General features: G+C 57.5%; 25 protein-coding genes. 18 read left to right on the top strand and 7 right to left on the bottom strand.

Annotated elements, in window-relative coordinates; genetic code table 11:
* Nucleotides 1-79 precede the first annotated feature (79 nt).
* The 6 genes from Q1B21_RS05500 (at nucleotide 80) to mdoH (ending at nucleotide 9,034) form a co-directional block, all read left to right on the top strand.
* Complete coding sequence (locus tag Q1B21_RS05500) at nucleotides 80-1,699, top strand: thiamine pyrophosphate-binding protein (protein WP_299886902.1); 1,620 nt, start codon at nucleotides 80-82, stop codon at nucleotides 1,697-1,699.
* Nucleotides 1,686-2,870: a CaiB/BaiF CoA-transferase family protein gene (locus Q1B21_RS05495; RefSeq protein WP_299886899.1), complete on the top strand. Its 1,185-nt coding sequence runs from the start codon at nucleotides 1,686-1,688 to the stop codon at nucleotides 2,868-2,870. Before Q1B21_RS05500 ends, Q1B21_RS05495 begins: the two co-directional genes overlap by 14 nt.
* Nucleotides 2,871-3,049: 179 nt before the next feature.
* The gene (locus tag Q1B21_RS05490; protein WP_298936752.1) at nucleotides 3,050-4,420 is read left to right on the top strand and encodes a tetratricopeptide repeat protein; all 1,371 of its coding nucleotides are present in this window, start codon (nucleotides 3,050-3,052) and stop codon (nucleotides 4,418-4,420) included.
* 29 nt (nucleotides 4,421-4,449) lie between these two features.
* Complete coding sequence (locus Q1B21_RS05485) at nucleotides 4,450-5,670, top strand: OpgC family protein (protein WP_299886895.1); 1,221 nt, start codon at nucleotides 4,450-4,452, stop codon at nucleotides 5,668-5,670.
* The gene (locus Q1B21_RS05480) at nucleotides 5,667-7,166 is read left to right on the top strand and encodes a glucan biosynthesis protein (protein WP_299076508.1); all 1,500 of its coding nucleotides are present in this window, start codon (nucleotides 5,667-5,669) and stop codon (nucleotides 7,164-7,166) included. The genes Q1B21_RS05485 and Q1B21_RS05480 overlap by 4 nt, the downstream gene beginning before the upstream one ends.
* Nucleotides 7,163-9,034 (top strand): glucans biosynthesis glucosyltransferase MdoH, encoded by a 1,872-nt coding sequence (gene mdoH, locus Q1B21_RS05475; RefSeq protein ID WP_299887562.1) that lies wholly within the window; start codon nucleotides 7,163-7,165, stop codon nucleotides 9,032-9,034. Before Q1B21_RS05480 ends, mdoH begins: the two co-directional genes overlap by 4 nt.
* On the opposite strand, the gene Q1B21_RS05470 is transcribed toward mdoH, so the two are convergent.
* Together Q1B21_RS05470 and Q1B21_RS05465 are read right to left on the bottom strand one after the other, a co-directional pair.
* A complete protein-coding gene (locus Q1B21_RS05470; protein ID WP_299886892.1) occupies nucleotides 9,035-9,847 on the bottom strand; it encodes a PHB depolymerase family esterase in 813 nt (270 codons plus the stop codon).
* Nucleotides 9,847-10,317 (bottom strand): rhodanese-like domain-containing protein, encoded by a 471-nt coding sequence (locus tag Q1B21_RS05465; RefSeq protein ID WP_299886889.1) that lies wholly within the window; start codon nucleotides 10,315-10,317, stop codon nucleotides 9,847-9,849. The genes Q1B21_RS05470 and Q1B21_RS05465 overlap by 1 nt, the downstream gene beginning before the upstream one ends.
* A gap of 222 nt (nucleotides 10,318-10,539) precedes the next feature.
* Between Q1B21_RS05465 and Q1B21_RS05460 the strand changes: the two genes are divergently transcribed.
* From Q1B21_RS05460 to selD, 7 genes are read left to right on the top strand one after another with little or no spacing between them, the layout of a single operon-like run.
* Nucleotides 10,540-13,407 carry a monovalent cation/H+ antiporter subunit A gene (locus Q1B21_RS05460; protein WP_299886886.1) on the top strand — a complete coding sequence of 956 codons (2,868 nt, stop codon included), beginning with the start codon at nucleotides 10,540-10,542 and terminating at the stop codon, nucleotides 13,405-13,407.
* The gene (locus Q1B21_RS05455; RefSeq protein WP_120636239.1) at nucleotides 13,407-13,766 is read left to right on the top strand and encodes a Na+/H+ antiporter subunit C; all 360 of its coding nucleotides are present in this window, start codon (nucleotides 13,407-13,409) and stop codon (nucleotides 13,764-13,766) included. Before Q1B21_RS05460 ends, Q1B21_RS05455 begins: the two co-directional genes overlap by 1 nt.
* Nucleotides 13,763-15,304, top strand: coding sequence for a monovalent cation/H+ antiporter subunit D (locus Q1B21_RS05450; RefSeq protein WP_299886883.1), 1,542 nt, complete (start codon nucleotides 13,763-13,765; stop codon nucleotides 15,302-15,304). The genes Q1B21_RS05455 and Q1B21_RS05450 overlap by 4 nt, the downstream gene beginning before the upstream one ends.
* Entirely contained in the window at nucleotides 15,304-15,801 is a 498-nt protein-coding gene (locus Q1B21_RS05445; protein ID WP_299886880.1) for a Na+/H+ antiporter subunit E, read from the top strand. The genes Q1B21_RS05450 and Q1B21_RS05445 overlap by 1 nt, the downstream gene beginning before the upstream one ends.
* Nucleotides 15,798-16,067, top strand: coding sequence for a K+/H+ antiporter subunit F (locus Q1B21_RS05440; protein WP_298936761.1), 270 nt, complete (start codon nucleotides 15,798-15,800; stop codon nucleotides 16,065-16,067). The genes Q1B21_RS05445 and Q1B21_RS05440 overlap by 4 nt, the downstream gene beginning before the upstream one ends.
* A 7-nt stretch (nucleotides 16,068-16,074) precedes the next feature.
* Nucleotides 16,075-16,461: a Na+/H+ antiporter subunit G gene (locus Q1B21_RS05435; RefSeq protein WP_299886877.1), complete on the top strand. Its 387-nt coding sequence runs from the start codon at nucleotides 16,075-16,077 to the stop codon at nucleotides 16,459-16,461.
* 5 nt (nucleotides 16,462-16,466) lie between these two features.
* The gene (selD, locus tag Q1B21_RS05430) at nucleotides 16,467-18,626 is read left to right on the top strand and encodes a selenide, water dikinase SelD (RefSeq protein WP_299886874.1); all 2,160 of its coding nucleotides are present in this window, start codon (nucleotides 16,467-16,469) and stop codon (nucleotides 18,624-18,626) included.
* Here the strand turns inward: selD and mnmH are convergent.
* Together mnmH and Q1B21_RS05420 are read right to left on the bottom strand one after the other, a co-directional pair.
* Entirely contained in the window at nucleotides 18,617-19,669 is a 1,053-nt protein-coding gene (gene mnmH, locus Q1B21_RS05425) for a tRNA 2-selenouridine(34) synthase MnmH (RefSeq protein ID WP_299886871.1), read from the bottom strand. The genes selD and mnmH overlap by 10 nt on opposite strands.
* Before the next feature lie 268 nt (nucleotides 19,670-19,937).
* On the bottom strand, nucleotides 19,938-21,515 hold the full coding sequence (locus Q1B21_RS05420) for a bifunctional UDP-sugar hydrolase/5'-nucleotidase (RefSeq protein WP_299886867.1): 1,578 nt from the start codon (nucleotides 21,513-21,515) through the stop codon (nucleotides 19,938-19,940).
* A gap of 108 nt (nucleotides 21,516-21,623) precedes the next feature.
* On the opposite strand from Q1B21_RS05420, the gene Q1B21_RS05415 reads away from it, so the two are divergent.
* From Q1B21_RS05415 to arsC, 4 genes are read left to right on the top strand one after another with little or no spacing between them, the layout of a single operon-like run.
* Nucleotides 21,624-21,962 (top strand): DUF952 domain-containing protein, encoded by a 339-nt coding sequence (locus tag Q1B21_RS05415; protein WP_299886864.1) that lies wholly within the window; start codon nucleotides 21,624-21,626, stop codon nucleotides 21,960-21,962.
* Nucleotides 21,959-22,390 (top strand): DUF1330 domain-containing protein, encoded by a 432-nt coding sequence (locus tag Q1B21_RS05410; protein ID WP_299886861.1) that lies wholly within the window; start codon nucleotides 21,959-21,961, stop codon nucleotides 22,388-22,390. The genes Q1B21_RS05415 and Q1B21_RS05410 overlap by 4 nt, the downstream gene beginning before the upstream one ends.
* Nucleotides 22,387-23,445, top strand: coding sequence for a quinone-dependent dihydroorotate dehydrogenase (locus Q1B21_RS05405; RefSeq protein WP_299886858.1), 1,059 nt, complete (start codon nucleotides 22,387-22,389; stop codon nucleotides 23,443-23,445). The genes Q1B21_RS05410 and Q1B21_RS05405 overlap by 4 nt, the downstream gene beginning before the upstream one ends.
* The gene (gene arsC, locus Q1B21_RS05400) at nucleotides 23,442-23,783 is read left to right on the top strand and encodes an arsenate reductase (glutaredoxin) (RefSeq protein ID WP_299886855.1); all 342 of its coding nucleotides are present in this window, start codon (nucleotides 23,442-23,444) and stop codon (nucleotides 23,781-23,783) included. The genes Q1B21_RS05405 and arsC overlap by 4 nt, the downstream gene beginning before the upstream one ends.
* Here arsC and Q1B21_RS05395 read toward each other — a convergent pair.
* The 3 genes from Q1B21_RS05395 to Q1B21_RS05385 are packed head-to-tail and all read right to left on the bottom strand — an operon-like array spanning nucleotide 23,780 to nucleotide 26,039.
* Nucleotides 23,780-25,096, bottom strand: a complete 1,317-nt coding sequence (locus tag Q1B21_RS05395; protein WP_299886852.1) for an MATE family efflux transporter — start codon at nucleotides 25,094-25,096, stop codon at nucleotides 23,780-23,782. The two genes, arsC and Q1B21_RS05395, sit on opposite strands and share 4 nt — an antisense overlap.
* Nucleotides 25,097-25,099: 3 nt before the next feature.
* Nucleotides 25,100-25,618, bottom strand: a complete 519-nt coding sequence (locus Q1B21_RS05390; RefSeq protein ID WP_298936771.1) for a PaaI family thioesterase — start codon at nucleotides 25,616-25,618, stop codon at nucleotides 25,100-25,102.
* Between the two features lies 1 nt (nucleotide 25,619).
* The gene (locus tag Q1B21_RS05385; protein ID WP_299076557.1) at nucleotides 25,620-26,039 is read right to left on the bottom strand and encodes a PaaI family thioesterase; all 420 of its coding nucleotides are present in this window, start codon (nucleotides 26,037-26,039) and stop codon (nucleotides 25,620-25,622) included.
* Nucleotides 26,040-26,154: 115 nt separating this feature from the next.
* Between Q1B21_RS05385 and Q1B21_RS05380 the strand changes: the two genes are divergently transcribed.
* Entirely contained in the window at nucleotides 26,155-26,523 is a 369-nt protein-coding gene (locus Q1B21_RS05380) for a MerR family DNA-binding transcriptional regulator (protein WP_298936773.1), read from the top strand.
* The last annotated feature ends 209 nt before the right edge of the window (nucleotides 26,524-26,732 follow it).

Genomic DNA, 26,732 nt, shown 5'->3' with positions numbered 1-26,732 from the left:
TCACACTGGCGTGATCCGCCTTGCGTCCGGGTGCGTCCTCCGCAATCTGCGTCACATTGAGTAATTCGGAGCACGATTGATGCAGGACACCCCTCCCCGCGCGGCTGATCTTCTGGCCCAACGCCTTTACGAGGCCGGATGCCGCCACGCATTTGGCATGCCGGGTGGTGAAGTTCTGACTTTGGTTGATGCGCTGGAACAGGCTGGAATCACGTTTCATCTGACCAAACATGAAAACGCCGCCGGTTTCATGGCCGAGGCTGTGCATCACCGCGACGGTGCGCCTGCAATCCTTGTGGCCACGCTTGGCCCCGGCGCGATGAATGGCATCAACGTGGTTGCCAATGCGCTGCAGGACCGTGTGCCCATGATCGTTCTGACTGGGTGTGTCGAGGCGGATGAGGCGCTGACTTACACCCATCAGGTCATGGATCACAGCCAGGTTTACCGTTCAATCACCAAAGGCACATTCCTGTTGACCGCCGAGGGCGCAGATATCGTTGCGGACAAGGCCGTGTCGCTCGCCACACAGCGTCGGCCCGGTCCGGTTCATATCGATGTCCCAATCTCGGTTGCGGATACGCGCGTCAGTTCGCCGAAACGGCGCAGATTGGCGAAAGCCGCGGCCGTCGCGCCTGAGGGCAATTGTCTTGAAAAAGCCCGACGCTGGGTGGCCGAGGCAGAACGCCCCTTTGCCATTGTTGGTCTGGACGTTTTGTATGACGGATCGAGCAGCGTTGTTCAGGCGTTTTTGGAACATTTCGGCATCCCTTTCGTGACAACGTACAAAGCCAAAGGCGTGGTGCCTGAGGATCATCCGCTATGTCTTGGCGGGGCCGGTTTGTCACCTTTGGCGGATCAACACCTTGTCCCCTTGGTGGAGCAGGCCGATCTGGTTCTTTGTCTTGGTTATGATCCAATCGAAATGCGCCCCGGCTGGCGTGAAATCTGGGATCCTGAAGAAACGCGCGTGATCGATATTTCTGCGGTGGTGAACGATCACTATATGCATCAGGCAGGATTGAATCTGGTGGCTGACACCGGCGCAACCCTTGAAGCAATTGCCAAAGGAAATCCTGCCCGTGCAACTTGGCCCAATAGTGAACCCGATCAGGTCAAAACCGCATTGGCTCAGGCTTTCCCGACGGATGATGAATGGGGGCCTGCCGCTGTTATTGCGGAAACACGGGCCGCTTTGCCTGCTGAAACGCTTGCAACGGCCGACAGCGGCGCGCACCGCATTCTGCTGAGCCAGATGTGGAACTGTAGCGAGGCGCGCGGCCTGATCCAATCGTCTGCATTGTGCACCATGGGCTGTGCAGTGCCGATGGCGATCGGCCTGAAACTGGTTGAGCCCCAGCGCCCAGTCATCAGTTTCTCCGGCGATGCCGGGTTCCTTATGGTCGCCGGAGAGCTATCGACAGCGTCTGAGATGGGTGGCAACCCGATCTTTCTGGTCTTGGTCGACGCAAGCCTTGCGCTTATCGAGCTGAAGCAGCGCCAAAGGCAGATGGGCAATCGCGGTGTCGATTTTGATCGTCATGACTTTGCCGCCCTAGGTCGCGCGCTTGGCGGCTACGGTTACACCGTGCACAACCGCCAGGAACTGCGGGCCGCACTGGACGCAGCCCAGGCAGCCGACCGCTTTACCGTCATTGCCGCGGAAATTGACCGAGGAGGTTACGATGGCCGCATCTGATGGGCCACTGAAGGGCGTCAAGGTTCTGGATCTCTCTCGCATTTTGGCCGGGCCGACTTGCACGCAATTGTTGGGCGATCTGGGCGCCAGCGTCATCAAGATCGAAAACCCGGCCACAGGCGGCGACGATACCCGTCAATGGGGACCGCCTTACGTTGAAGACTCCGATGGCAACCGCTCGGATCTGAGCGCGTATTTCATGTCAGCCAACCGCAACAAGAAATCCGTGACCATCGACATCACCACGCCCGAGGGACAGGCTGAAATCAAGCGATTGGCGTCCCATGCAGATATCCTGATCGAAAACTTCAAACCCGGCGGCTTGGCGAAATACGGGCTGGATTACAAAAGCTTGGCGGATGATCTTCCCGGCCTCGTTTACTGTTCAATCTCGGGCTACGGTCAGACCGGCCCCAATGCCAGCAAACCCGGCTATGACCTGATGGCGCAGGGGTATGGTGGGATCATGTCCCTGACCGGCGATCCGGAAGGCGCGCCGATGAAAGTGGGTGTTGGCATCGCGGATGTGATGTGCGGCATGTACGCCGCCGTTGGCATTCTGGCCGCCCTGCGCCACCGCGATCTGACCGGCGAGGGCCAACAGATCGATCTGGCTTTGGTCGATACGCAAGTGGCCTGGCTAATAAACGAGGGCGTAAACTACCTGACCTCAGGCTCTGTCCCCGAGCGTCGCGGAAATGGGCATCCCAATATCGTGCCCTATGAGGTCTATGAAACGGCCGATGGCCACGTCATTCTGGCGGTTGGAAATGACAGCCAATTTAAACGGTTCTGCGCGTTTATTGAACAAGACGCGCTTGCGGATGATCCACGCTTTGCCACCAATCCCGCACGACTGGATAACAGGGACGCATTGAACGCAGTTTTGCGCCCTGCCCTGAAAAACCACAGTACGACCACCGTTATTTCAGAGCTCGAATCACGGAAGGTACCTGTCGGACCAGTACAGACGCTTGATCAGGTTTTCTCAACAGAGCAGGTCACGGCTCGAAAGATGCAAGTCGCCATGCAGGCCCAACCAGGCGAAGTCCAATTGATTGGGAATCCCCTGAATCTGTCGCGCACGCCCGTAACATACCGTGATGCTCCGCCTGTTTTTGGGGCGGACACAGATCGTGTTCTAAGCGCCGAAAACCCGTTCGAGGATTGAAACACTTGCCTCTTTAGGCGGCAACTTGCTGAAACATGCCGTTGAATCGGCGGTTTTTTTCGTTTTTTACACACACGGGTTTTCACCAATTCGAGAGCAGGGTCGATACTGTTACGAGCCGCCTGCACACTCTGTTACATCGAACAATGACAAATGTCGCAATCAGATTGGACCCAAGTATGAAACAAGACGTTTTTGGACAAATGAACACCCTGACCCAGACGGCAAGTGTCGACGCCTGGAATGGTGTTCTGCTGGGGTTCATGGCGCATGCTGCGGTCACGCCGCAGCACTTGGGAAAAGTACTGGAACTGGAACCTGATTTCGCGCTGGGTCACGCGATCAAGGGCTTGTTCATGGTTCTGCTGGGCCGACGCGAGATGCTACCGGTTGCCAGTGAGGCACTGGCGGCGGCCAATACAGCAATGCAGCGGCAGCCAGTCTCGGCGCGTGAAAAGCTGTATGTCCAAGCGTTAGAGCTGTATCTGGCCGACCTGCCTACACAAGCTGTGCAGAAATTCGAAGAGATTTTGCGTGCCCATCCCGACGATACGCTGGCCATGAAGCTCAGCCATGCGACACGGTTCGTACTTGGCGATTCCGAGGGTATGCGCCGCTCGATCGAGCGCGTCATGCCCGCTTATGAGCCCGACCATGCCGGGCGTGGGTATCTGCTTGGCTGTCATTCCTTTGCGCTGGAAGAAACCGGTGCCTACGAAAAAGCCGAGATCGCAGGTCGTCAGGCTCTTTGGATGGTGTCTGACGATGCTTGGGGACTCCACGCGGTTGCACATGTCCATGAAATGACTGGAAACGCGAAGCTGGGCCTTGATTGGCTGGCCGGGCGCGAGGACGCATGGGCGCATTGCAACAACTTTCGCTATCACGTCTGGTGGCATAAGGCTTTGATGCATCTGGATCTTGGTCAGGTCGAGAACGTGATAGAGCTGTATGACGAGCATATCCGCCGAGATAAGACTGACGATTATCGGGACATTTCAAACGCCACATCGTTGCTCTCACGCCTGGAATTGGAAGGAGTGGATGTTGGCAACAGATGGGAAGAACTGGCCGATCTGAGTGCGGCACGGACCGAAGACGGGTGTCTGATTTTTGCAGACCTGCACTACTTGCTGGCTTTGACCGGCGACAACCGGTCCGAGGCCACGGGCAAAATGCTGCAACGTATTCAAAAAGACGCCGGGCGTAATCATGGGGATACACCTATCCGTATGTCCGATCCCGGTGTCGCAGCGGCCAAAGGGTTAGAGGCGTTTGGCGACGGCCAGTATGGCGCCGCCTTCGACTTCTTATCGAACGCCCGAGGATCGATGCAATTGGCCGGTGGCAGCCACGCCCAACGCGATGTATTCGAACGCATAACCATCGATTCGGGCCTGCGCGCAGGTCGTCTGGAGGCGGTGGAACGCATCCTGGATGACCGCCGCGCCAAACGCGCTGGAGGCGAAGACAATTACGCACTTGCGCGCCGCGCCCTGATCGACGCGGCCCGCGACAGCGATGACGCACATAGCGTCCCCGCAGAATAACAAAAAAGACCAAGAAGGACAGAAACCGTATGGCGACTGTATCGCCCGCTTCTGATTTTGCTCCGGTTACGGCGTCGGCCGTGGCCCCGACCGCCCGTGTGCGCGATCCGCGCTTGGATTTCTATCGCGGCATCGCGATGTTCATCATCCTGATCGCCCATATCCCGAATGACCCCTGGGCCAAGTGGATTCCCGCCCGCTTTGGCTTTTCCGACGCGACCGAGATCTTTGTGTTCTGCTCGGGCATGGCCTCGGCGATCGCTTTTGGCGGTGCATTCCTGCGCAAGGGGTGGTTGCTGGGCACAGCCCGCGTCGCGTTCCGCATTTGGCAGGTCTACTGGGCGCATGTCTGCCTGTTTTTCTTTGTCGCCATGAGCATGGCTGCGCTGGACAATTCCGGCCTGTTTGAAAAAAGTTATGTCTCATCCCTGAACCTGCAGCATTTCTTCAACGATCCGCTGCCTCAGATGGTCGGCATCTTCACCCTGACTTACGTGCCGAACTATTTTGACATTCTGCCGATGTATCTTGTGGTTCTGGCGATGATGCCGTTGTTCATGGCGTTGTCACGGGTTGGGTTCTGGGCTGTTGCCGCAACCTCGGTTGCGATCTGGCTGGTCGCTCAAACAGGTATTCTGGCCCTTCCGGCCGAGCCTTGGTCTGACCGGCAATGGTTTTTCAACCCGTTTGGCTGGCAATTGCTGTTTTTCACCGGTTTCGCCTTCATGCGTGGCTGGATCCCTGCCCCGCCCGTCTCAAAATCCCTGATCTGGGCAGCAGCGCTGTTTCTGATCCTGTCGGCGCCATTCGGATCGTGGAAAGTCTTCTTGTGGGTCCAATCTGCTGCACCGGGTCTGGCTGAACAAATCCGTGACATCTGGCCACTGACCAAGGAATTCCGTGGAAAGACTGAGTTCGGCTTGTTCCGCTATCTGCACTTCTTGTCGCTGGCCTACCTGGGTTGGGTGATTGCGGGTGAACACGGCCACCGCCTGATTGCATCTGGTGATAGTGTCGGCGCGCGCGCTTGGCAGGTCGTGCTGAAACTGATCACCAAGGTGGGTCAACAATCGCTGGCGGTGTTTGTGTTCTCGATGGCCGCCGCTCGGCTGATTGGCGTCGCTCTGGATCAAACTGGGCGGGATTTTGCCAGCGTGTTCGTCGCTAACATGATTGGCTTTGCCATGATCATTGGCGTGGCCTATCTGGCCGCGTGGTTTAAGTCACAGCCTTGGAAATCGAAGAAATGAATTTAACTCGTCGCGCTTTTTTGGCTTCAACTTCCGCGCTGTTTCTGGCGCCCGCGACCTTTGCATCGGGCGGAGAGGTGCCGTTTGACCGCAATGACGTCATTGCACTGGCTCGCGATCTGGCCAGTCGTCCCTTTGCCGAACGCGAAATGGTTCCACAGGAATGGCAGGATCTGACGTATCCACAATACAGGTCAATCCGTTTCCGGCTGGATCGCGCGCTATGGTTTGAAACCGAAACGCCGTTCAACATCGATTTCTTCACACCCGGTCTCTACTTCCCGCGGACCGTTCAGGTATCGACCGTCGAAAACGGTATGACCAAACCCGTCGCCTTTGATCTGGAGATGTTCGATAAATCCGACGAAGTGCCGCAGCTTCCCGTGGATGAGACGCTTGGATTCTCAGGCCTACGCCTGCGGACGGAAATGCACCGTCCCGGCAAAACGGATGAGTTCTGTGTGTTCCAAGGTGCAAGCTATTTCCGTGCAATTGGCCTGCACGAGGTTTATGGCCTGTCGGCCCGTGGGCTCGCCCTGAAAACCGGCGATCCGGATGGTGAGGAATTTCCCGAATTCATCCGCTTCTGGTTAGAACGTCCTGAGCCGGGCCAGCGCAATATGGTTGTGCACGCCCTTATGGACAGCCCCAGTGTGACCGGCGCCTATCGGTTTAACGTCACCGCTGGTGCAGATTGCACGATGGAGATCGAAGCAACCCTGTTCCCTCGTGTTGAACTGGATCACGTGGGAATCGCGCCGGGAACTTCGATGTTCCTGTTCGATCAAACCAATCACGGTCGGTTCGACGATTTCAGGCCGGCGGTGCATGACAGTGACGGGCTGCTGATCCGCAATGGAGCAGGTGAAGTCATCTGGCGCCCGTTGGCAAACCCGACCCGTCTGCAGGTTTCGTCTTTCGTCGACACCAACCCGCAAGGCTTTGGTCTGATGCAGCGAAAGCGCGCGTTTTCTGATTACGCCGATCTCGAAGCCCAATATCACAAACGGCCCAGTCTGTGGGTCGAGCCGCAAGGCGATTGGGGCAAAGGCACAGTTACGCTGGTGGAAATCCCGGCTGACCAGGAGATCTATGACAACATCGTTGCCTATTGGCGTCCGGCCGAGCCCTATGTGCCCGGTCAGCAAGTGGACCTATCCTACAGCCTGATTTGGGGTGAAGAACCGCAGCGCACCCCGATGCCCCGCGTGATCAATACCGCCATGGGCGAAAACACCTTTGGTGAAGGGCGTCTGGCCGTTATCGATTTCGAGGCCAGTGAACTGTTTGAAGACCCCGAAGCGCTCAATATCTATGTGCAATCACCGCATGTGGAAACCTCGGAAGGCGTCTTGCAGCGGAACCCCGACACTGGTGGCCTACGACTGGCCTTCTCGTTCGAGCCCGGCGATCGCGACCACGTCGAATTGCGCGCCCAACTAAGACTTGGCAAACAAGCCGCGTCAGAAGTCTGGTTGTACAGATGGACGACATGAGCCACGACCTGCATATCATGCCGCCACAGGCTCCTTTGGCGATGCCCGCGCAAGATTTTCGCGCCGGGTTCCGGGATGCCGAAGTGCCGTCGCGCACCGGTCGGCACTCAGCCGGGTTCTGGCGGGCATTGGCGTTTTCACCGGCAATGGCTGCGACGCTCGGTTTGTTCTGGGTCATGACCGATTGGTTCGGGGCCGAGGGGATCAATCTGATCGAAGCCGTCCTTCTGGCGCTGATCTCTTTTAACTTCTTCTGGATCTCGTTCACGGTCTGCACCGTATTGCTGGGCATGGTCTCGTTGTCTCGTCAGGAGCGCCCGGCCCGTCAGGGACGTCCACAAGCCTTGCGCGTGGCCTTGCTGATGCCGGTCTACAACGAGGTCCCATGGTTCGTGCTTGGCAACGCCAGAACCATGCTGGAGGAGTTGCAGGCCCGAGGCGGGCAGCATCACTATGCCATGTTTATCCTTTCGGACACGCGTGACCCTGAGATTGCAGCGCAGGAGCAAGCCAGCATCGAGGCGCTTCGCACAACGTTGGCCCCGGGATTGGAATTGTACTACCGCCGCCGCGAACAAAACACGGACCGTAAAGTCGGCAATATCGCCGACTGGGTCAGCCGCTGGGGCTCGGACTGGGATGCAATGCTGGTGTTGGATGCCGACAGCCTGATGACCGGCCGCGCCATTGCCCGCCTGACCGACTCGCTGGCGCGTGATCCTGGTGCAGGCCTGATCCAGAGCTACCCACAACTGATCGGCGCGCAGTCGGTTTTCGCCCGCATGCAGCAATTCGCCAACGGCGTTTACGGCATCGCCTTTGCCGAAGGTCTGGCCCGCTGGTGCGGCCAGGAAGGCAATTATTGGGGTCATAACGCCATCATCCGAACCAAAGCCTTCGCAACATGTGCGGGGCTGCCCAAACTCCGGTCCCTCAACGGGCAGGAAGAACTGATCATGAGCCATGACTTTGTCGAGGCCGGTCTGCTCCGCCGTGCCGGATGGGGTGTGCGTTTTCTGCCGCGTATTCGTGGATCGTACGAAGAGACACCTCCAACCCTCATTGATCATGCCATGCGAGATCGGCGTTGGTGTCAGGGCAACCTGCAGCATTTGAAACTGCTCGGGTCGCGCGGCTTCCGCTCGGTGTCACGTTTTCACATGTTCCACGGAGCCGTTGGATATCTGATGTCGCCCCTGTGGTTTGCGCTGCTGGTGATGTGGGCATTGATCGGTCAGGGCGAAGACGCCTCGGTCCTGCATTATTTCAGCCCTGACAACCCGATGTTCCCGCAATGGCCAGAAATGACCGAAACGCGGCATGTCTTGATCATTCTAGTCATGTACGCGATGCTGCTTGCCCCCAAAGTTCTGGGGGTCGCGGCCCTGCCCCTCAGCGGCGTGCGCTATTCCGACTTTGGTGGAAAGCGTCGGTTCTTCACCTCGTTTCTGGCCGAAGTGATCCTGTCGGTGCTTTATGCGCCGATCCTGATGGTGCAGCAGATGATTGCCGTCTTTCGGACTGTGCTTGGCATTCAAAAAGGCTGGAAACGGCAGGAACGGGATGGCGGCAGCTATAGCCTGCGGACATTGATCCTGTGCCATGCGCTGGAAACGATCATCGGTGTTGCACTTAGCGCCGGTATCCTGGCAGGTCTGGTCTCGTTCTGGTTGGCCCCAATTGCGATCAGCCTTGCGCTGGCAATACCATTGTCAGCGCTAAGCGGCGTGTCCGTCGGTGCGGCCCGGCATATGGTCGGAATGCGCGAGGATTTTAACGAACCCGCCATCACCCGTTCAGCCCGCCGTCACCGGACGGAACTGAAACGTTTGCTGGATGGTAAAGGTGTCATGACACCGGCGGAGTAATTAACCGCCCGGCAGCCCTTCATACCAGTCGACCATCATATCTGCCCAGCCATTGGGCACGGTATGACCGCCCGGGAACAAAGCGAATTCAAGTGCACCACCGTCAGCGCATGTCCACCTGCGGCGCATAAACTGATCGGTTGTCCCAAAACCATCAGGCTTGGTGTCAACGCATTCATTGGCTTCGCGCCAGATTTCCAAACCAGCAAAGATATCTCCTTGATGGTAGCGTCCGCCGCCCAGAAGCCGCCCTTCCAGCGGGACTACGTTATCGACCCAGCCATGAGTGTGAAACAACCGCACGGGTCCGCCGCAGGTTTCAGGATGCGGCCGCCAGAAACCGCCTGACACCGGCACATAGGCAGAAAAGGTTTCGGGCGCTGCGCACGCCAGGTAGTTCACCATAAACGCTCCGGCCGAAAAACCGCCAAGAACCACACGCTCGCCATCTATGCCAAACCGGTCCGTCGCGTCCTGAACCACCTCGGTCAAAAACACTTTTTCGTCGCGGTCGCCAAACCCATCGTAAAAGTTCCAGCTTTGGCGGCCATTTCGAACGGCCCCTTCCGGCGCCATCACTGCGTATCCCCGGGCCAGCAACGGTTCGACCATGCCCCGGTTCTTCATCGTGCCGGACCCGCTGCCACCGTAGCCATGCAGAAATATCACCAATGGCGGGTTTTCGCTGTCCGGTAATTCGATGTGGTAACTGCCAGATGAAATGTCACAGGTGCCTTCGTCCGCGCCACACGCAGCCACAGCCACCTGCCCGGAAAAAGCAAAACACAAAGCCATCAAGTGTTTCGCGCGCATTATGTGTCCTCTTTGTAACTTTTGACTGGAAGCCCAACACGCACCCAGCCCGGGCCTGCGGTCGAACCCAGCATGCCTTCGGGTACGTCTATGATGTTTGTGAACCCTGCCAAGGTCAGTTGGTTGCTTAACCGCGCCGACCGCACGCCTCGTGCACAAATCAGTGCCACGGGGGTTTCAGGGTTGCCGTCGATAAGACGCTCAAGCGCTTGGACAAAGTCCTCGCGTCGCATATCCAAAGGGTGCGCACCGTCACCCACTCCGGTCGCCTGCCATTCCCGCGGGGTGCGGATGTCCACCAACAAAATATCACCGGATTGGGCTTGCTTGTAAGCCTCGGCCACGTCAATCTGACCACCCGCATAATCTTGCGGGATCAAGCGGTACTCCCGGATCGCGAAGCCGGTCGCAATGGCGGCTGCACCACCAAGCAAAACCCACCTGCGGGTGCGGTTCACCTTGTCCGACATGTCATCTTCCTCTGATCTGCCGCGCCGGTTCTACCACAGGCCGAGAGTCATTTCTGCTCTGAATTCTGACCCTCGGATCAAGTTCGCGTCATTATTACGCAGGGCAAACCCGATCCAGAGATTGCCGTAGAACTCTGTGAAAAACTTGCAATATCTGGACAGTCAATAAATTATCCTTAGAAAACCAAGAACACATAGACCGCCCAGACCGGAGTATCGCACTTGTCCCTATTCCTCATCGCGGCCCTTCCCTTTCTCGGAGCTGTTTTCCCAGCCCTCCTGATCCGGGCGGGACGAAACGCAGCAGCCTCGGCCGCAGGGTTGACTACCTTTTTGGCGCTAATGGGTTTGTTGATCCATAGCCCGGCGGTTTTACGAGGTGAGGTGATCGCCGCGCGGTTCGACTGGATGCCAGGGCTGGGACTGAATGCGAACTTCATGCTGGACGGACTTGGGTTCCTGTTCGCCTTGCTGATCCTTGGCATCGGATTGCTGATCATTCTCTATGCCCGATTCTATTTGTCGCGCGAAGATCCGATGGGGCAGTTCTATACCTATCTGCTGCTGTTTCAGGGTGCGATGGTTGGGATCGTTCTGTCCGACAACATATTGCTTTTGCTTATCTTTTGGGAACTCACGTCGCTGAGTTCCTTCCTGTTGATTGGCTATTGGAAACACCTGCCCGAAGGGCGGCAAGGTGCACGGATGGCGCTTGCGGTGACGGGCGGTGGCGGCTTGGCGATGATCGCCGGGATGCTGATCCTGGGTAACATTGTTGGGTCCTACGACCTTAGCGTCATTTTGCAGAACAAAGAGCTGATCCAGTCATCGCCCCACTACATGCCTGCATTGATCCTGATCCTGCTAGGCTGTTTCACCAAATCCGCGCAGTTCCCCTTTCATTTCTGGCTGCCGCACGCGATGGCAGCTCCAACCCCAGTTTCGGCCTATCTGCACTCGGCAACGATGGTGAAGGCAGGACTGTTCCTGATGGCTCGCATGTGGCCGGTCCTGGCTGGAACGGATGCGTGGTTTTACATCGTCGCAACAACGGGGCTGGTGACGATGTTGCTTGGTGCGGTGATTGCACTGTTCAAAGATGACCTAAAAGCGCTTCTGGCCTTCTCGACGGTGTCGCACCTTGGGTTGGTGACCATGCTTTTGGGCTTTGGCACCAAGTTTGCGGCCGTTGCCGCTATGTTCCACATCATCAACCACGCAACCTTCAAAGCTGCGCTGTTCATGACAGCGGGGATCGTGGACCACGAAACGGGCACGCGAGACGTAAAGCGGTTGGGTGGGTTGCGTCACTTGATGCCGATCACCTTTACCATTGGCACAATTGCAGCATTGTCGATGGCGGGTCTGCCACCTCTAAACGGTTTCCTGTCAAAGGAAATGATGCTGGAGGAAACCGTTCATACCACTTGGTTGAATTCACATTGTCTGGTGCCAGGTTTAGCAGTTCTGGCTGCGGTGTTTTCAGCCGCGTATTCCTTCCGCTTTGTAAGCCACGTGTTCCTTGGGCCTCAGCGTGATGACTATCCGGCAAAGCCGCATGACCCGCCCGTTGGCTTGTGGCTGGCACCGGCCTTTCTTGTCATATTGGTCGTGCTTATTGGTCTCTACTCAGCCGCAATCGTCGGCCCATTGGTTGCCGTTGTCTCAAGCGCGGTTATTGGCGGTGAAAAGCTGCCGTATTACTCGCTGAAACTGTGGCATGGCTTCACCCCAGCCCTGTACATGTCGGTCGTTGCTACGCTGGGTGGTTTGTTCCTGCTTGCCCTGCATCGACGCGGTGAGCAGATCTGGAACGCCCTGCCGCGCCCCGAAGCAAAAGTTATCTTTGAGGCGATTATCAACGCATTCACCAGACTCAGCCGTCTGATCACTGACGAGCTACACAACGGTGTTCTCAGCCGATATGCGGTCATCTTTGTCACCTTCACTGTCGGGTTGGGCTACTACGCGTATTCGACTGGAACAATTGGGATCGAAACACGCGTCCCGCTACCAGCCCAAATTATCCCGATCATCGGATGGATCTGTCTGGTCGGCGCGACGCTTGGGATCATGTGGTTCCACCGCAACCGCTTGTTATCCCTGGTTCTGATCGGTGTTGTCGGCCTGATCGTATCCATTGCCTTCAACTACCTTTCCGCGCCGGATTTGGCACTAACACAGATTTCGGTCGAAGTGGTTACCATGATCCTTCTCTTGTTGTCGCTGAACTTTTTGCCAACCGAAACTCCGTGGGACAGCGCCCCTGCAAGACGCTGGCGTGATGCCGCAATTTCAGTTGTTGCCGGGATCGGGTCAGGCGCATTGATCTATGCGATCATGATGCGCGACTTCGCATTTCCAACGATCTCGGATTTCCACCTGGCAAACTCGTACAAAGGCGGCGGCGGCACCAATGTGGTTAACGTGATCCTGGTGGACTTCCGGGGGTTTGATACCTTTGGCGAAATCATCGTTCTGGGTATCGCAGCGCTGATCATCTACGCCCTGACGGAATCTGTGCTGAGCACCAATGTGCGTGGCTATCTGCTGAACCGCAAACCTCATTGGCCACAATCGGGCGACGCGCATCCGCTGATGATGGTTGTGGTAACGCGCGTGATGATGCCAATCGCGCTGATGGTTGGCGCCTACATCTTCTTCCGTGGACACAACCAACCCGGCGGCGGCTTTATTGCCGGACTGATCGTCGCCATCGCCTATCTGATGCAGTACATGGCCAGCGGCTATACCTGGGCCATCGAACGCCAAAGGTTCTATTACCATGGGACAATCGGCTGGGGTGTTCTGATCGCGGCCGCGACGGGTTTGGGCGCGTGGTTCAACGAACGCCCCTTCCTGACCAGCGATTTCGGCTACATCAACTGGCCACCACTGGAAGAATTCGAGTGGGCCACCGCCATGTTGTTCGACACCGGCGTGTTTCTGGCGGTTCTGGGTGCCGTCATGCTGGCGCTGGACAGCTTGTCCAGGTTTGCATGGCAACCCGGTATGGCACAGGAATTCCCAATGGACATTAATCCGTTGCGGGATGATCCGCCGGAAGAAGAAGAGAAGGAGCAGGTCTGATGGAAGCGCTCGTAGCCTCTGCCGTAGGCGTTCTGACCGCTGCCGGGATTTTCCTCATCCTGCGCCGCCGAACGTTTCCAGTCATTTTGGGCCTGTCGTTGATCACCTATGCGGTGAACGTCTTTCTATTCGCGACCGGACGGCTGGCGCTGAATGCGCCCGCAGTTCTGAACAAATATGAAGAGGTTCCTTACACCGATCCGCTGCCTCAGGCGCTTGTGCTGACGGCCATTGTGATCTCATTCGGGATGACGGCGGTGATCGTGATGATCGCGCTCAGCGCCTATCTGTCTTCGAAGGATGACCATATCGACATGACCGCGCAGGACTGCGTTGACGCGCCGGGAGAAGACGCATGAACCACTGGATCGTTGCGCCGATCGTCCTACCCGCGATCCTTGCACCGTTTATCATCATGGTCTTGCGATATCATCTGGACCTGCAACGCATCTTCTCGGTCGCCGGTGTGGTCGCATTGCTGGGCATTGCGCTGACGATCACGGCGCAAGCTTCTGGCGGGGACATCCAAGTCTATGAATTGGGCGACTGGCCCGCCCCCTTTGGCATTGTCATGGTGCTGGACAGGATGTCGGCCATGATGGTGTTGCTAACGGCACTGCTGGCCTTGCCCATAGTACTTTATGCGATTGGGTCCGGCTGGGATCAGCGCGGCAACCATTTCCACGCGCTGTTTCATTTCCAGTTAATGGGCGTCTGCGGAGCGTTTCTGACCGGGGACGCGTTCAACCTGTTTGTGTTCTTCGAAGTTCTGCTGATCGCATCTTATGGACTTATGACCCACGGCGGCGGGTCGGTGCGTTTGAAGGCGGGCGTTCAATATGTCGCTTACAACCTGCTGGGTTCAACCTTGTTTCTGTTCGCCTTGGGAACGCTCTATGGTGTGACGGGCACCTTGAATATGGCCGACATCGCCGTGCGTGTGGCAGAGTTACCACCCGAAGATACCGCCCTTCTGCGAGTTGGTGCCGTGCTGTTGCTGCTGGTTTTCTGTATCAAGGCCGCTGTTCTACCACTGCATTTCTGGTTGCCTGCAAGCTATGCCAACGCGCCTTTACCTGTGGCGGCGCTGTTTGCGATTATGACCAAGGTCGGGGCCTACTCGATCTTGCGTATGTACACGCTGGCTTTCGGACCCGAGGTCGAAGCGACGCAAGGTTTGGTCGGCGATTGGCTGCAACCGGCTGCCATTTTGACACTAGCGGTTGGGGCTATTGGTATCCTTGGCGCACATCACATTGCCCGTATGGTGGCGTTCTGCGCCATCGCCTCAATGGGCACGCTACTGATCGCAATCTCGTTGTTCACGCCCGAAGCAACTGCAGCCGCACTGTACTACATCTTCCACTCGACGTTGGCGACAGCGTTGCTGTTCCTGGTTGCTGATCTGGTGATGGAACGCCGCGGCGGCGCAATTACACCCAAGCCACCGATGCCGCAAAGCGGACTGGTCGCGGCCCTGTTCTTTGTTGGCGCAATCGCGATAGCAGGGATGCCGCCGTTGTCGGGCTTTGTTGGTAAACTGCTTGTTTTGGACGCCGCACGCGATGCATCAAACGCCAACGCCGTTTGGTTTGTGATCCTGGTAGGATCCTTCGTGACCATCGTTGGATTGGCACGTGCCGGTTCGCTGATCTTTTGGAAGAGCCACGATGTCGAATATGCGGGGGAAGACGCACCAGAGGAGGAGGAAACGGATGAGCGATCTGCCCCCGAACCGCAACCCGGCCTGGCCTTTACGGCGGTCTTCGGTGCGGTTGCGGGTCTGATCCTGCTAACCCTGTTTGCCGGGCCCGCTTTGGAGTACACAAGCAAGACAGCAGAGCAATTGTTCACGCCCGAGCGTTACATCTCGGCCGTATTGGGAGGTGAAGAGTGATGGAACTACTGCGCCGTATTTTCCCGCACCCCCAACTGACGATTCTACTGACGCTTGTCTGGTTGTTTCTGGCAAACGCGCCGTCGCTGAACTCGCTGGTCTTTGGCTTGATTTTGGGAATTATCATCCCCTTCGTCACCCAACCCTACTGGCCAGACCGCCCCAAACTGCGCAACTGGCCGATGGTGATCGAATACATGCTGGTCGTGCTGTGGGATATCGTTGTTGCCAATGTCACGGTCGCAAAGATCATCCTGTTCAAGCGTGACGCCGACCGCCAGCCGAACTGGGTATGTATCCCCCTGGAATTGCGCACGCCAGAAGCGATCACCGTCCTGGCTGGCACCATCACGATGACACCTGGCACGGTCAGTTGTGATCTGTCGGCGCAAGGACATAACCTGCTTGTCCACTGTCTTGACACCTCAGACCCGGACGCCGTGCGGGATCAGATCAAGCAACGCTATGAACGTCGTCTGAAGGAGATTTTCGAATGATGGGTTTTGCCATCCACTTTGCGTTTGCCTGTTTTGGGGCAGCGATCATCATGTGTCTCTGGCGGATCATCACGGCCGAAGGGGTTGGTACCCGAGTTCTGGCGCTGGACACGATGGTGATCAACACCATTGCCCTGATGATCCTGTACGGCCTGTTCAAAGGCACCGAAATCTTTTTTGAGGCTGCCATGATCATTGCCATGCTGGGTTTTGTCTCAACCGTCGCCTATGCCCGCTTTATGCTGCGCGGCAACATTATCGAGTGAGGGTTTGATGGAATTTATCTTCGAACTTCTGATCGCATTCTTCCTTATTGTATCGGGCATATTCGGTTTTGTCGGCTCGTTTGGCATGATCAAGCTGAAGGATCCGATGTCTCGCCTGCATGCTCCGACCAAGGCGACAACCCTCGGTGTGGGCGGCGTTCTTTTGGCCTCGATCTGCCATTCCGTCCTGATCGAAGGGCATCTGTCGCTGCACGAGCTGCTGATCACCTTGTTTTTGTTCCTCACCGCCCCGATCACGGCCCTGTTCATTGCCAAATGGCACATTCACCGTCATGAAAAGCCCGAGGACCTGCCGGATGCGGGCGAGGATGAGCTTTGGGCCACCCACGCGGTCGAGCAGGTCGAAGACGTCCCCGACCACAGCGCGAACTGAAACAAATGCACACTCCCCCGCTGCCCCTGACCCGTGATCTGGTTCTGATTGGCGGAGGACACACGCACGCGCTGGTGTTGCGAAAGTGGGGCATGAACCCCCTGCCAGGTGCCCGCTTAACCTTGATCAATCCCGGACCCACCGCGCCGTATTCGGGCATGTTGCCAGGGTTTGTCGCCGGTCACTATGAGCGTTCGGAACTGGATATTGACCTGATCAAACTGGCGCGGTTTGCCGGGGCCAGGGTGGTCTTAGGGGCTGTGAACGGGATCGACACCCAAAAGCGAGAAATTCACGTGCCCGGGCGTCCCCCGGTGGCGTTCGATGTCGCATCCGTCAATGTTGGCATTACATCAAAAATGCCTTCGTTGACAGGCTTTGCCGACCATGCTGTGCCCGCCAAGCCTTTGGGTCGGTTGGCTGCGTGTTGGGCCGCGTATCTGGAAGGCAGCGGATCGGCCGCGATTGTGGTTATCGGCGGCGGCGTTGCGGGCGTTGAACTGGCCATGGCAATGGTACATGCACTAAAGGCCAAAGGACGAGCGTCGCAAGTGACGCTGATCGACAATGCATCGGTCCTCACCGCGACAAATCCGAAAGCGGCGGCAACAATCCGGAACGCAATGACCGATCTTGGTGTTGATGTGATAGAGCACACCTCTATCACGCGCATAGCCAAAGATCATGTGGAGTTGGAAGACGGTCGCCAAATCCCTGCAACATTTGTCACCGGCGCAGCCGGGGCCCGCCCCTATGACTGGATCGCAAACACCGGACTGGACTTGCAGAACGGGTACATTCAAGTGAACGGGCATTTGCAATCCAGCGATCCGGCGGTTTTTGCCGCTGGCGATTGCGTGCATCTGACCGAAAACCCACGTCCCAAAGCTGGTGTATACGCGGTGCGCGAGGCGCCGATCCTTTTCAACAATCTGCGGGCCGCTTTGGGCGCTGGTAGAATGAAATGGTATGCCCCTCAGACAGATTACCTTAAACTGATCTCACTGGGTCGAAAATCCGCGCTGGCCGAACGTCTTGGAACATCTTTCAGCGGCCCATTGATGTGGACATGGAAGAACCACATCGATCAGAGCTTCATGAACAAGTTTCGCGATTTGCCGCAAATGCGACCGTCGCCCCTGCCCCGCGATCATGCGTCCGGCCTGCGCGAGACCTTGGGTGACAAACCCATGTGTGGAGGGTGCGGCGCTAAAGTCGGGCGCGGTGCTCTGCGGTCTGCTCTGCAAGCATTGCCCCCACCTGAGCGATCCGATGTCATCTCGCTGCCCGGCGATGACGCCGCGGTGCTGCTAACCGGCGGCACGCGGCAGGTTATGACCTCGGACCACCTGCGCGCCTTCACACTGGATCCGGCCCTGATGACTCGCATCGCAGCCGTGCACGCCTTGGGGGATATCTGGGCCATGGGGGCCGCGCCACAAGCAGCTACCGCGACAGTCATTCTGCCTCGGATGTCAGCCGAGTTGCAGCATCGCACCATGTCCGAGATCATGACAATTGCCAATGATGTGATGCGGGCAGCCGGTGCCGAAATCGTGGGTGGCCACAGCTCGATGGGTGATGAAATGACCATCGGGTTTACCTTAACCGGCCTGTGCGAAAACGATCCGATCACGTTGGCGGGCGGTCGTCCGGGTGATGCCCTGATCCTGACCAAACCCTTAGGCAGCGGTGTGTTAATGGCGGCAGAGATGGCCGGCAAAGCAGACGGAGCCTCGGTCACGGCCGCATTCCAGCATATGACACAGCCGCAGAGCGCGGCAGCCAGCATCCTGTCGGACGCACACGCCATGACGGATGTGACCGGGTTTGGTCTGGCCGGTCACCTGCAAGGCATTTGCGAGGCCTCTGATTGCGGCGCAACGCTCTATCTGTCCAGCGTCCCGGTGATGCAAGGCGCACAAGATCTGAGCGATCAGGGCGTGCGCTCGACGATCTTTGCCGACAACAGGTCCATCGCAATGGAATTGCCGTCCGATGGCAAGGCTGCGCTTTTGTTTGATCCGCAAACTGCTGGGGGTCTGCTAGCGACTGTTGCAGCAGATGGCGCTGAAACCGTTCTGCGGGATCTGCGCGACGCGGGCTACCCGGCCTCGATCATTGGGCAGTTAACAGAAACACCGGGGCTGCGTTTTCAGAGCTGAGTCAGCAGCGTTTCAATCCGTGCTGCAGCGTCTGCCAGCCCCGGGTCATCCAAAGTTGTAAGATGGACCTGAGAAAGCACGTTTGCGTCGCGGGCCCGCCGAGACTTCAAATAAGACGGGTCGTAGTGGCTCTCCATCAATGCTCGGGTGAGCTCCTGTTTTTCGCCTTCCTCGATCAATTGCAGCCAACCATCCACAACCTCGTGCCCGCGATGAAAGCGCAGTGGCAACAGCCGATCTCGCAGGCCCTTGGCGTCAGAAAGGATGTCATCATAGGCGCGAACCAAATAGGCCGTGCGCGCCGCGATCGGGGCCGTGATCTGAACCCGAGGGGCCGCGCACAACGCAGTCCACAGGCTGGGTGGCAGGATCAGGTTGCCGATCTTGGATGATTCCGCTTCGACCACGACCGGGCGGGATGCATCCAAAGCGCAAAACGCAGCGGACAACGCAGATTCAAAGGCCTTCTGTCCCGGTTGACCGCCGGGCATATCCCCGAGCAACGACCCCCGATGGTTGGCCAACCCCTCAAGATCCAAAACCTGCACGCCGCGCCTTTGCAGTTGCCCCAGTATTTCGGTTTTGGCGGTTCCGGTGTATCCATCCAAAGCCACCAGCTGGTGCGGCAACGGATCGTGATAAAGATAAGCGTTTACCAGCCGTCGGTAGCTGCGATAACCGCCCTCAATCACTTCGGCCCGCCAACCGATCTGCTGCAGCATCCACGTGAAGGAGCCCGACCGCTGGCCTCCGCGCCAGCAATACACCAATGGTCTCCAACCGCCTTCGTGATGGCTGAGGTTGTTTTCGATGTGATTGGCCGCATTGCGAAACACCAGTGCTGCGCCCAGCTTACGGGCCAGAAACGGGCTTTCCTGCACATAGATCGTGCCAACCCGGGCGCGTTCTTCGTTGTCCAGAACCGGCAGGTTGATCGCACCGGGCAAATGATCCTCGGCAAATTCAGCCGGACTGCGCACGTCGATCACAGTGTCGAAACTATGCGAATAAAGATGCGTCAGGTTGTTAAGCTTCACGGCCATGCGAGCGGTCTAGCCCGCTGGATCAACGAAGGAAAGGCCGTTCGGATTCAATCTTCCAAGGCCTCAACCGGCTCTCATCATTTGTCACGGATGAAGTTTGCGCTCGGGTCAACTCGATTGTAGACCAGCGCGCAGCGGCATGAGGCGTGCGGCCTCTTTTCCCGCCTCGTCCAGAAACAATGGCCAATTACCCAGCTCAAGCACCAAAGGCGTCCGAATCAAAAAAAGCCGCATCAGCATGACACGGCTTTTTCAATCCAGATTAAGTCTACCTCTGCTTGATGCGCCCATCCAGATACGGTTGGTATGGTGCGTTTTCCGCCAGATATTCTGCTGTCACATCTGCCAGATCAGGGCCGAAATCATACGCGTTCTTGTCGTCACCTTCGAACACGCTGTATCCGTCGCCGCCATTTCGCACATAGTTGTTGGTCACAACCAGGTAGGTGGCGGCGGGATCAATCGGAACAAATCCGTCGCCTTCGGCCACCATCACATCACTGACGCGGCCCTCATTGGGTGCAACCGAGGCATCCCATGCAAAGGTCAACCCTGCCACCTGTGGGAAGCGGCCCTTGACCTCTTCCACCTGGCTCACACCGTTCTCCAGCGCATCAATGACGCCCTGACCACTGATCTCAAAGGTCGAGAGCGTGTTCTGGAACGGCAGGACGGTTAGCACTTCGCCCATAGTGACTTCGCCCGGGTCAATCGATGCCCGCAAACCGCCCGAGTTCGCAATTGCGATCTTAACACCCTGGTCGGCGACACGTGCAAGCATGGCATCCGCGACAAGGTTGCCCATTTGACATTCCTGCACACGACAAATGGCGCGGTCGCCTTCGATCGCATCGGCGGAATTGGCGACGACCTTGTTGCGGATTTCGTCCAGCGGAACGGCCAGTTCGGCGATCCGATCCAGTGCGGCCTGATCTTCGGTCACCGTGTTGTCCATGATCAGCGGCTCACCCGCTGCTTCGACGACATTACCGTCATCATCAAAGGTCACATTCAACTCACCCAGGAACTTGCCATAGGCATAGGCCTGAACGATCTGAACACCGTTGACGACGGTCGGATACGGCCCAGCTGCTTTGTCGGACACGTTGGACAAATAGGTGTTCGAATGGCCACCTACGATGACGTCAACGCCGGTGGTTTCCTGTGCAACGCGTTGGTCTACGCCATAGCCCGAATGGCTGAGCACAACGATTTTGTTGACACCTTCCGCGGACAGCCTGTCCACTTCGCCCTGAACTGCCGGTACCGGATCGGAAAACGTGACGTTCGGACCAGGCGATGCCAGTTCGTCCGTATCTATGGGTGTCAGGCCAATCAGACCGATCTTCTCGCCACCAATCTCAATGACCGACGACTTCTTTATCTTATCGGTCAGCAGCTCTTCGTCGGCCACATTGGCGTTCGACATCAGGACGGGGAAATCGACCGAATCGATGAAGCCGCGCAGAACTTCGGGTCCATCGTCGAATTCGTGGTTACCCACGGTCATCGCGTCATAGCCCAGCTTGTTCATGAACTCGGCAGCCACTTTGCCCTTGTAATAGGTATAGAACAGCGACCCCTGGAACTGGTCACCGCCATCCACCAGGATCGAGTTTTCTGCCCGTCCGCGCGCCTCTTCCACTGCTGTCACCAGACGCGCCGATCCACCGAAGCAGTTTCCTTCGGCATTGTCCTCGGCACCGCAGCCGCTGTCGTACTTATTGATCGGCTCAAAGCGAGAGTGGAAATCGTTGGTGTGTAAAATGGTCAACTTGTAATCGGCAGCCGCGATACCTGCGGTCAGGCCCAATATGGCGGCCGAAGCCAGAAATCGGGTCAACATAACAAAACTCCCTATTGTTGTTTTCCCAGATCGTGCGCTGAGGAAAGGAAAGAGTCAAAGGGGGAAATCCGGCTTGATTCCCACCGCTTTGCGAGGCATCACCACGTCATGCTGATATACAAGATTTTCAGGGCCGACGAATGGGCCCACCTGCAGGCCAACGGTGCCTCGGACGGTGCGCCGATTGATGTAACCGACGGGTTTGTGCATTTCTCGTCCGCAGAACAGGTCGCTGAAACGGCCGCCAAGCACTTTGCCGGTGTCCAAGATCTGGTTCTTTTGGCCTGCGATGCAGCGGCAATGGGGCACGATCTGAAATGGGAGGTTTCGCGCGGTGGAGCAGAGTTCCCACATCTTTATCGGCAGATTCAGATGACGGATGTAGTCTGGTCTCGGCCCTTACCTTTTGACGGGCAGTACCATAGCTTCCCCGAGGAGATGGTATGACGGCCTATATCGACCCCGAACGCGCGCAATTCGAAGCCTTCAAGGCGCTGGATCGGGATCAGCCTATCGAGATGCTGAATCTGGTCAGGTTTCGGACCACGGCGAACTACCCGGCGGATCACGATCTGGCCAAAGCAGGCCTGACGGGCGCGCAAGCCTATCGCAACTATGGCACCGCGACCGCGCCGGTCATTGCCCGGCTGGGCGCGTCGATCATGTGGCGCGGCCAGTTCCAAACCACCCTGATCGGTCCATCAGATGAGATTTGGGACGAGGTCTTCATAGCGCACTATCCGACGGCGCATGCATTTCTTGAGATGGTGACAGACCCCGTCTATCAGGCTGCGGTGATCCATCGTCAGGCCGCAGTGGAAACCTCGCGCCTTATCCGCTGCGGTTCGGCCGATGGTGGGGATGCATTCGGATGAAACTAACCGAGAAGCTGGTGCTTGCCGCCTTACATCGCCTGGACCCGGAAACCGCACATGCCATATCGATCAAGGCTTTGAAGGCCGGTTTGGCTCCTGCCCCGGGCCCGGTCACCTCGCCACGCCTGCGGACCAAAGTTGCGGGGCTGAACTTGCCAAACCCGGTTGGACTGGCCGCTGGATTTGACAAGAATGGTGAGGTTCTTGGCCCGCTGTCTCAGGCAGGTTTCGGCTTCATCGAAGTTGGCGCTGTCACACCACGACCGCAGCCCGGAAACCCAAAGCCGCGCCTGTTTCGGTTGACCGAGCACAAGGCTGCCATCAACCGCTTTGGCTTCAACAATGACGGCATGCAGGTTATGGCCCAGCGGCTGGCCAGCCGTCCAAAAGATGCGGTGATTGGCCTGAATCTGGGCGCCAACAAGGAAAGCGACGACCGGCCCGGCGACTTCGCCAAGGTGCTGGCACACTGCGCCGCGCATCTGGATTTCGCGACGGTCAATGTGTCCTCGCCGAATACTGAGAAACTGCGTGATTTGCAGGGCAAAGCCGCGTTGAGCGCACTGCTGAGCGGTGTGATCGAAACCCGTGACACCCTTCACCAACCAATCCCTGTGTTCTTGAAAGTGGCACCAGACTTAACTCCAGCGGAACTGCAAGACATCGCCGAGGTCGCCCAAGAAACCGGCGTTGACGGGGTGATCGCTACCAACACAACATTGTCGCGCGACGGTTTGCGCAGCGTGCACAAGGGCGAAGCGGGCGGTTTGTCCGGTGCGCCGCTATTCGAAAAATCGACCCGCGTTGTGGCCCAGCTTAGCGAATTGACGAACGGATCAATTCCATTGATCGGTGTTGGTGGTATCGGCACTGCGGAACAGGCTTATGCCAAAATCTGCGCGGGCGCGTCGGCGGTGCAGTTTTACACCGCAATGGTCTATGGCGGCTTATCCTTGGCCTCGGACATTGCACAGGGGCTGGATCAGTTGCTTGCCCGCGATGGATTTGAAACTGTGGCGCAAGCCGTTGGCAGCAAAAGAGAGAAGTGGTTGTGATCGAATACTGGCATAACCCGCGTTGTTCAAAGTCCCGCGAAGGCCTCGCCTTGCTTGAAGATCAAGGCGCGCAGATCAAGCTGCGGAAGTATCTTGAGGATGCGCCTTCGGAGGATGAGCTTCGAGCTGCACAAACCCTGCTGGGCGTGACGGCGATTGGAATGATGCGAACGGGTGAAAAGCTGTTCAAAGAGCTCGGTCTGACGAAATCCTCACCAGAACAGGACCTGATACGTGCAATGGCCGAGAACCCGATTCTGATCGAACGCCCCCTGGCAATTGCAGGCGAAAAAGCCGCGCTTGGGCGTCCTCCGGAAAACCTGCTGGGCTTGCTTTAGGCAACCTGTGCTTCGAGCTTGGGATAGCGCCAGCCCAGTGTTACGCCCCGTGCAATGTTCAGAACCATAAGCGCAGCCCATAAACCATGGTTGCCAAATGCGGGCACCAGAATGAACAAAGCCACCACATAGATCGCCACGGATTGCAGCATCGCGTTCCGCATTGCCCGCGTCCAGGTCGCCCCGATATAGATCCCATCGAACATCCAACTCGCCACCCCTATCACCGGGGCAAGCGCGGCCCAGATCAGGTATTCTCGCCCGGCTTCGCGCACCTCGGGTGAGGTGGACATAAGATCAATCAATGCAGGCCCTGCTATAAAGAAGACAGCGCCCAACAGCACGGCGCCACCGACGCCCCATTGCGAAGCCATCACAGAGGCGCGCCGCACCTGATACCGATCGCGTGCGCCAACGGCACCACCAACCAGCGCCTCGGCAGAGAAGGCAAAGCCATCCAGCGCAAAGGCCGTGATTTCCAGAAACTGAAGCAGTACCTGATTGGCCGCCAAATTGATGTCACCCAGATCAGAACCGACGAACAGGAAGGTTGTGAACGAACCCGTCAACAGAACCGAACGGATCATGATGTCGCCATTGACCTGCAGCATCCGACGCAGACGCTCGGCGTTGAAAATACGCGCTGTGTCGCGCCACAGCTTGCCCTCAAAGGCATCGCGGCAAAGCCACAACCCCAAGGCCAGCCCGGTCCATTCCGCGATCAATGTCGCTACGGCGACACCTTCGACACCCCAGCCCAAACCCAATACGAACCACAGGTCCAGCAGGATGTTCAGGCCATTCATCCAGACCTGTAGCACGAACACACCACGCGTTCGTTCAACCGCGATCAACCACCCTGTGACTGCATAAAGGGCGATGGTGGCAGGCGCGCCCCATATCCGGATCTCAAGGTAGTCACGGGTCAGCCCCTCGACCTCGGGGCTGGCCGGGGAAAGCGCAAAAGCGCCAGCAAAAACGGCAACCTGCGCGACGATGAAAAACAACCCTGCTGCGACCCCCAGCAAGAGACCGCGTATCAACAAGGCGCGTGTCTCAGCAACGTCCCCAGCCCCGCGCGCCTGGGCCGCCATGCCAGTTGTACCCATGCGCAGAAAGCCGAAGATCCAGTAGATCGTCGACAAGATCACTGCGCCGATTCCGACTGCTCCGATTGGTGCCGCAAGGCCCATCTGGCCGACAACGCCTGTATCCACGGCCCCCAGGATCGGAACCGTGGCGTTCGACAGAACAATCGGCAATGCAACTTTAAGCACCCGCCGGTGGGTTATCGGTGCCGACGCGCCCTGCATGTGTCAGCTTTTGTCGGTGCGGTTTTGCGGCATCAGGAAGTGACCCGTTCCCTGTGCAAACAGCTTGCTGTGGTGATCCTGCCAGGCTTCGACACGTACGGAAGCATAGCGCCGACCTGCGCGGTTGATGAACGCCCGCGCGTATGCGTCTCGGGGCAGGCCCGAGCGCAGGTAGTCAACGGTAAAGTCGATTGTTTTGGGAAATCGAATGCTCTTGTCAGTCATGATGGCATCCGCATCAATCTCACCGCTTTCGATGCGGGGGAACATATGCTCCCAACTCAGGGTGATCACGGCCGTGACCTCCAGGAAAGCAGCGGTAACACCCCCATGAATGGCAGGCAGCAAAGGGTTTCCAATCAGTTTGTCGTCAAAATTCAGGACACCTGTCAGTTCATCTCCACGTCGATCGAAACTGATATTGAGGAAACGGATATACGGTACGCCATCGACCAGCGCGCGTAATGCTGCATCGCGCCGGTGTTTGACAACTTGAATCGGTTCGGGGCGGGGTCTGGCCATTTTACTTCCCCTCAACCGTGAAAGATCCCGAGGCGGTGGCCACCGGGTCATCATGATCTTCGTCCATGGCGGTCGCCCTTACAAAGGCGACGTTACGGGTTATGTGATAGCAACTGGCCCGGGCAGTGATCGTCTGCCCCGGCGTCGCGGCGCGCATATAGTCGATGCGCAGGTCGATGGTCGCAGTGCCGCCAGGTGCAGCCGGATGGCTCATCACAGCAGCGCCGCAGCAGGTATCCAGAATGGTCGACACCGCGCCGCCATGAATGACGCCAGTACGCGGATCTCCGATCAGATCCTCGTTGTACGGCATCGAGATTTCGGCCTCACCTTCACCGATCTGCATCAGCTTAAGGCCCAGCGCCCTTGCGTGCGGGATCGCCTCGATGAACTGCCGGGCGAGTACTGTCTTGTCGACCATTTGGTTTTGTCCTGTTGTCTTGCCCCCCTTTATGAGCCGCAGCCCAATCAAAGGGCAAGCCCACCTGTTGCGCTTGCCGCCACGACGCCCTAGGTTGCTGGCGAGGAGACCAGGAATGTCCGACAAACGTTTGTCATTCAAAGAGATGTGCGCCGAGTTCGACGTGACGCCGCGCACCCTGCGATACTACGAGTATATCGAGTTGCTGCAGCCCGATCGGGAAGGCCGCTCCAGATTCTATGGCCCGCGCGAATGCGCCCGCATGAAGCTTATCATGCGTGGGCGCAAATTCGGCTTTCCACTGGAAGAAATTCGGCAGTGGCTGCTGATCTATGAAGATCAGGGGAACAAGGCGCAGATGGCAACTTTTGTTGAAATGGCCGATCGTCAGATGGATGAACTTCGTCAGCAGCGCCAGCAGCTGGACGAAGCCATGGATGAACTCAAGCGCCTTCGGGACCAAACGTTTAAGTCAATAGGCTGAGACATCGCCCTGTCGGGATGGAGAATCGCGCCGCTCGAAACCGACACGCCCGTAAGAATGCGCATCTATTTATTCGACGCGCTGCTCAAAAACGCCATCAATTCGGTTGACGCAACGGAAAGAAAACTGCGTCAAAAGCTCCTTACGCGTTCAGATGTTACGTCAACTTAGAAGTGACGCAGCGTCTGGATTACGTCAACGTCACTCAC

The sequence above is a fragment of the uncultured Ruegeria sp. genome, assembly GCF_947504215.1.
Classification (GTDB): domain Bacteria; phylum Pseudomonadota; class Alphaproteobacteria; order Rhodobacterales; family Rhodobacteraceae; genus Ruegeria.
This window is presented reverse-complemented; position numbering and strand designations above follow the sequence as displayed.

Excerpts from the sequence above, each read along its gene's own strand:
- Q1B21_RS05500 (WP_299886902.1), top strand. The coding sequence starts at position 80 with ATGCAGGACACCCCTCCCCGCGCGGCTGATCTTCTGGCCCAACGCCTT.
- Q1B21_RS05495 (WP_299886899.1), top strand. The coding sequence starts at position 1,686 with ATGGCCGCATCTGATGGGCCACTGAAGGGCGTCAAGGTTCTGGATCTC.
- Q1B21_RS05490 (WP_298936752.1), top strand. The coding sequence starts at position 3,050 with ATGAAACAAGACGTTTTTGGACAAATGAACACCCTGACCCAGACGGCA.
- Q1B21_RS05485 (WP_299886895.1), top strand. The coding sequence starts at position 4,450 with ATGGCGACTGTATCGCCCGCTTCTGATTTTGCTCCGGTTACGGCGTCG.
- Q1B21_RS05480 (WP_299076508.1), top strand. The coding sequence starts at position 5,667 with ATGAATTTAACTCGTCGCGCTTTTTTGGCTTCAACTTCCGCGCTGTTT.
- mdoH (WP_299887562.1), top strand. The coding sequence starts at position 7,163 with ATGAGCCACGACCTGCATATCATGCCGCCACAGGCTCCTTTGGCGATG.
- Q1B21_RS05470 (WP_299886892.1), bottom strand. The coding sequence starts at position 9,847 with ATGCGCGCGAAACACTTGATGGCTTTGTGTTTTGCTTTTTCCGGGCAG.
- Q1B21_RS05465 (WP_299886889.1), bottom strand. The coding sequence starts at position 10,317 with ATGTCGGACAAGGTGAACCGCACCCGCAGGTGGGTTTTGCTTGGTGGT.
- Q1B21_RS05455 (WP_120636239.1), top strand. The coding sequence starts at position 13,407 with ATGGAAGCGCTCGTAGCCTCTGCCGTAGGCGTTCTGACCGCTGCCGGG.
- Q1B21_RS05450 (WP_299886883.1), top strand. The coding sequence starts at position 13,763 with ATGAACCACTGGATCGTTGCGCCGATCGTCCTACCCGCGATCCTTGCA.
- Q1B21_RS05445 (WP_299886880.1), top strand. The coding sequence starts at position 15,304 with ATGGAACTACTGCGCCGTATTTTCCCGCACCCCCAACTGACGATTCTA.
- Q1B21_RS05440 (WP_298936761.1), top strand. The coding sequence starts at position 15,798 with ATGATGGGTTTTGCCATCCACTTTGCGTTTGCCTGTTTTGGGGCAGCG.
- Q1B21_RS05435 (WP_299886877.1), top strand. The coding sequence starts at position 16,075 with ATGGAATTTATCTTCGAACTTCTGATCGCATTCTTCCTTATTGTATCG.
- selD (WP_299886874.1), top strand. The coding sequence starts at position 16,467 with ATGCACACTCCCCCGCTGCCCCTGACCCGTGATCTGGTTCTGATTGGC.
- mnmH (WP_299886871.1), bottom strand. The coding sequence starts at position 19,669 with ATGGCCGTGAAGCTTAACAACCTGACGCATCTTTATTCGCATAGTTTC.
- Q1B21_RS05420 (WP_299886867.1), bottom strand. The coding sequence starts at position 21,515 with ATGTTGACCCGATTTCTGGCTTCGGCCGCCATATTGGGCCTGACCGCA.
- Q1B21_RS05415 (WP_299886864.1), top strand. The coding sequence starts at position 21,624 with ATGCTGATATACAAGATTTTCAGGGCCGACGAATGGGCCCACCTGCAG.
- Q1B21_RS05410 (WP_299886861.1), top strand. The coding sequence starts at position 21,959 with ATGACGGCCTATATCGACCCCGAACGCGCGCAATTCGAAGCCTTCAAG.
- Q1B21_RS05405 (WP_299886858.1), top strand. The coding sequence starts at position 22,387 with ATGAAACTAACCGAGAAGCTGGTGCTTGCCGCCTTACATCGCCTGGAC.
- Q1B21_RS05395 (WP_299886852.1), bottom strand. The coding sequence starts at position 25,096 with ATGCAGGGCGCGTCGGCACCGATAACCCACCGGCGGGTGCTTAAAGTT.
- Q1B21_RS05390 (WP_298936771.1), bottom strand. The coding sequence starts at position 25,618 with ATGGCCAGACCCCGCCCCGAACCGATTCAAGTTGTCAAACACCGGCGC.
- Q1B21_RS05385 (WP_299076557.1), bottom strand. The coding sequence starts at position 26,039 with ATGGTCGACAAGACAGTACTCGCCCGGCAGTTCATCGAGGCGATCCCG.
- Q1B21_RS05380 (WP_298936773.1), top strand. The coding sequence starts at position 26,155 with ATGTCCGACAAACGTTTGTCATTCAAAGAGATGTGCGCCGAGTTCGAC.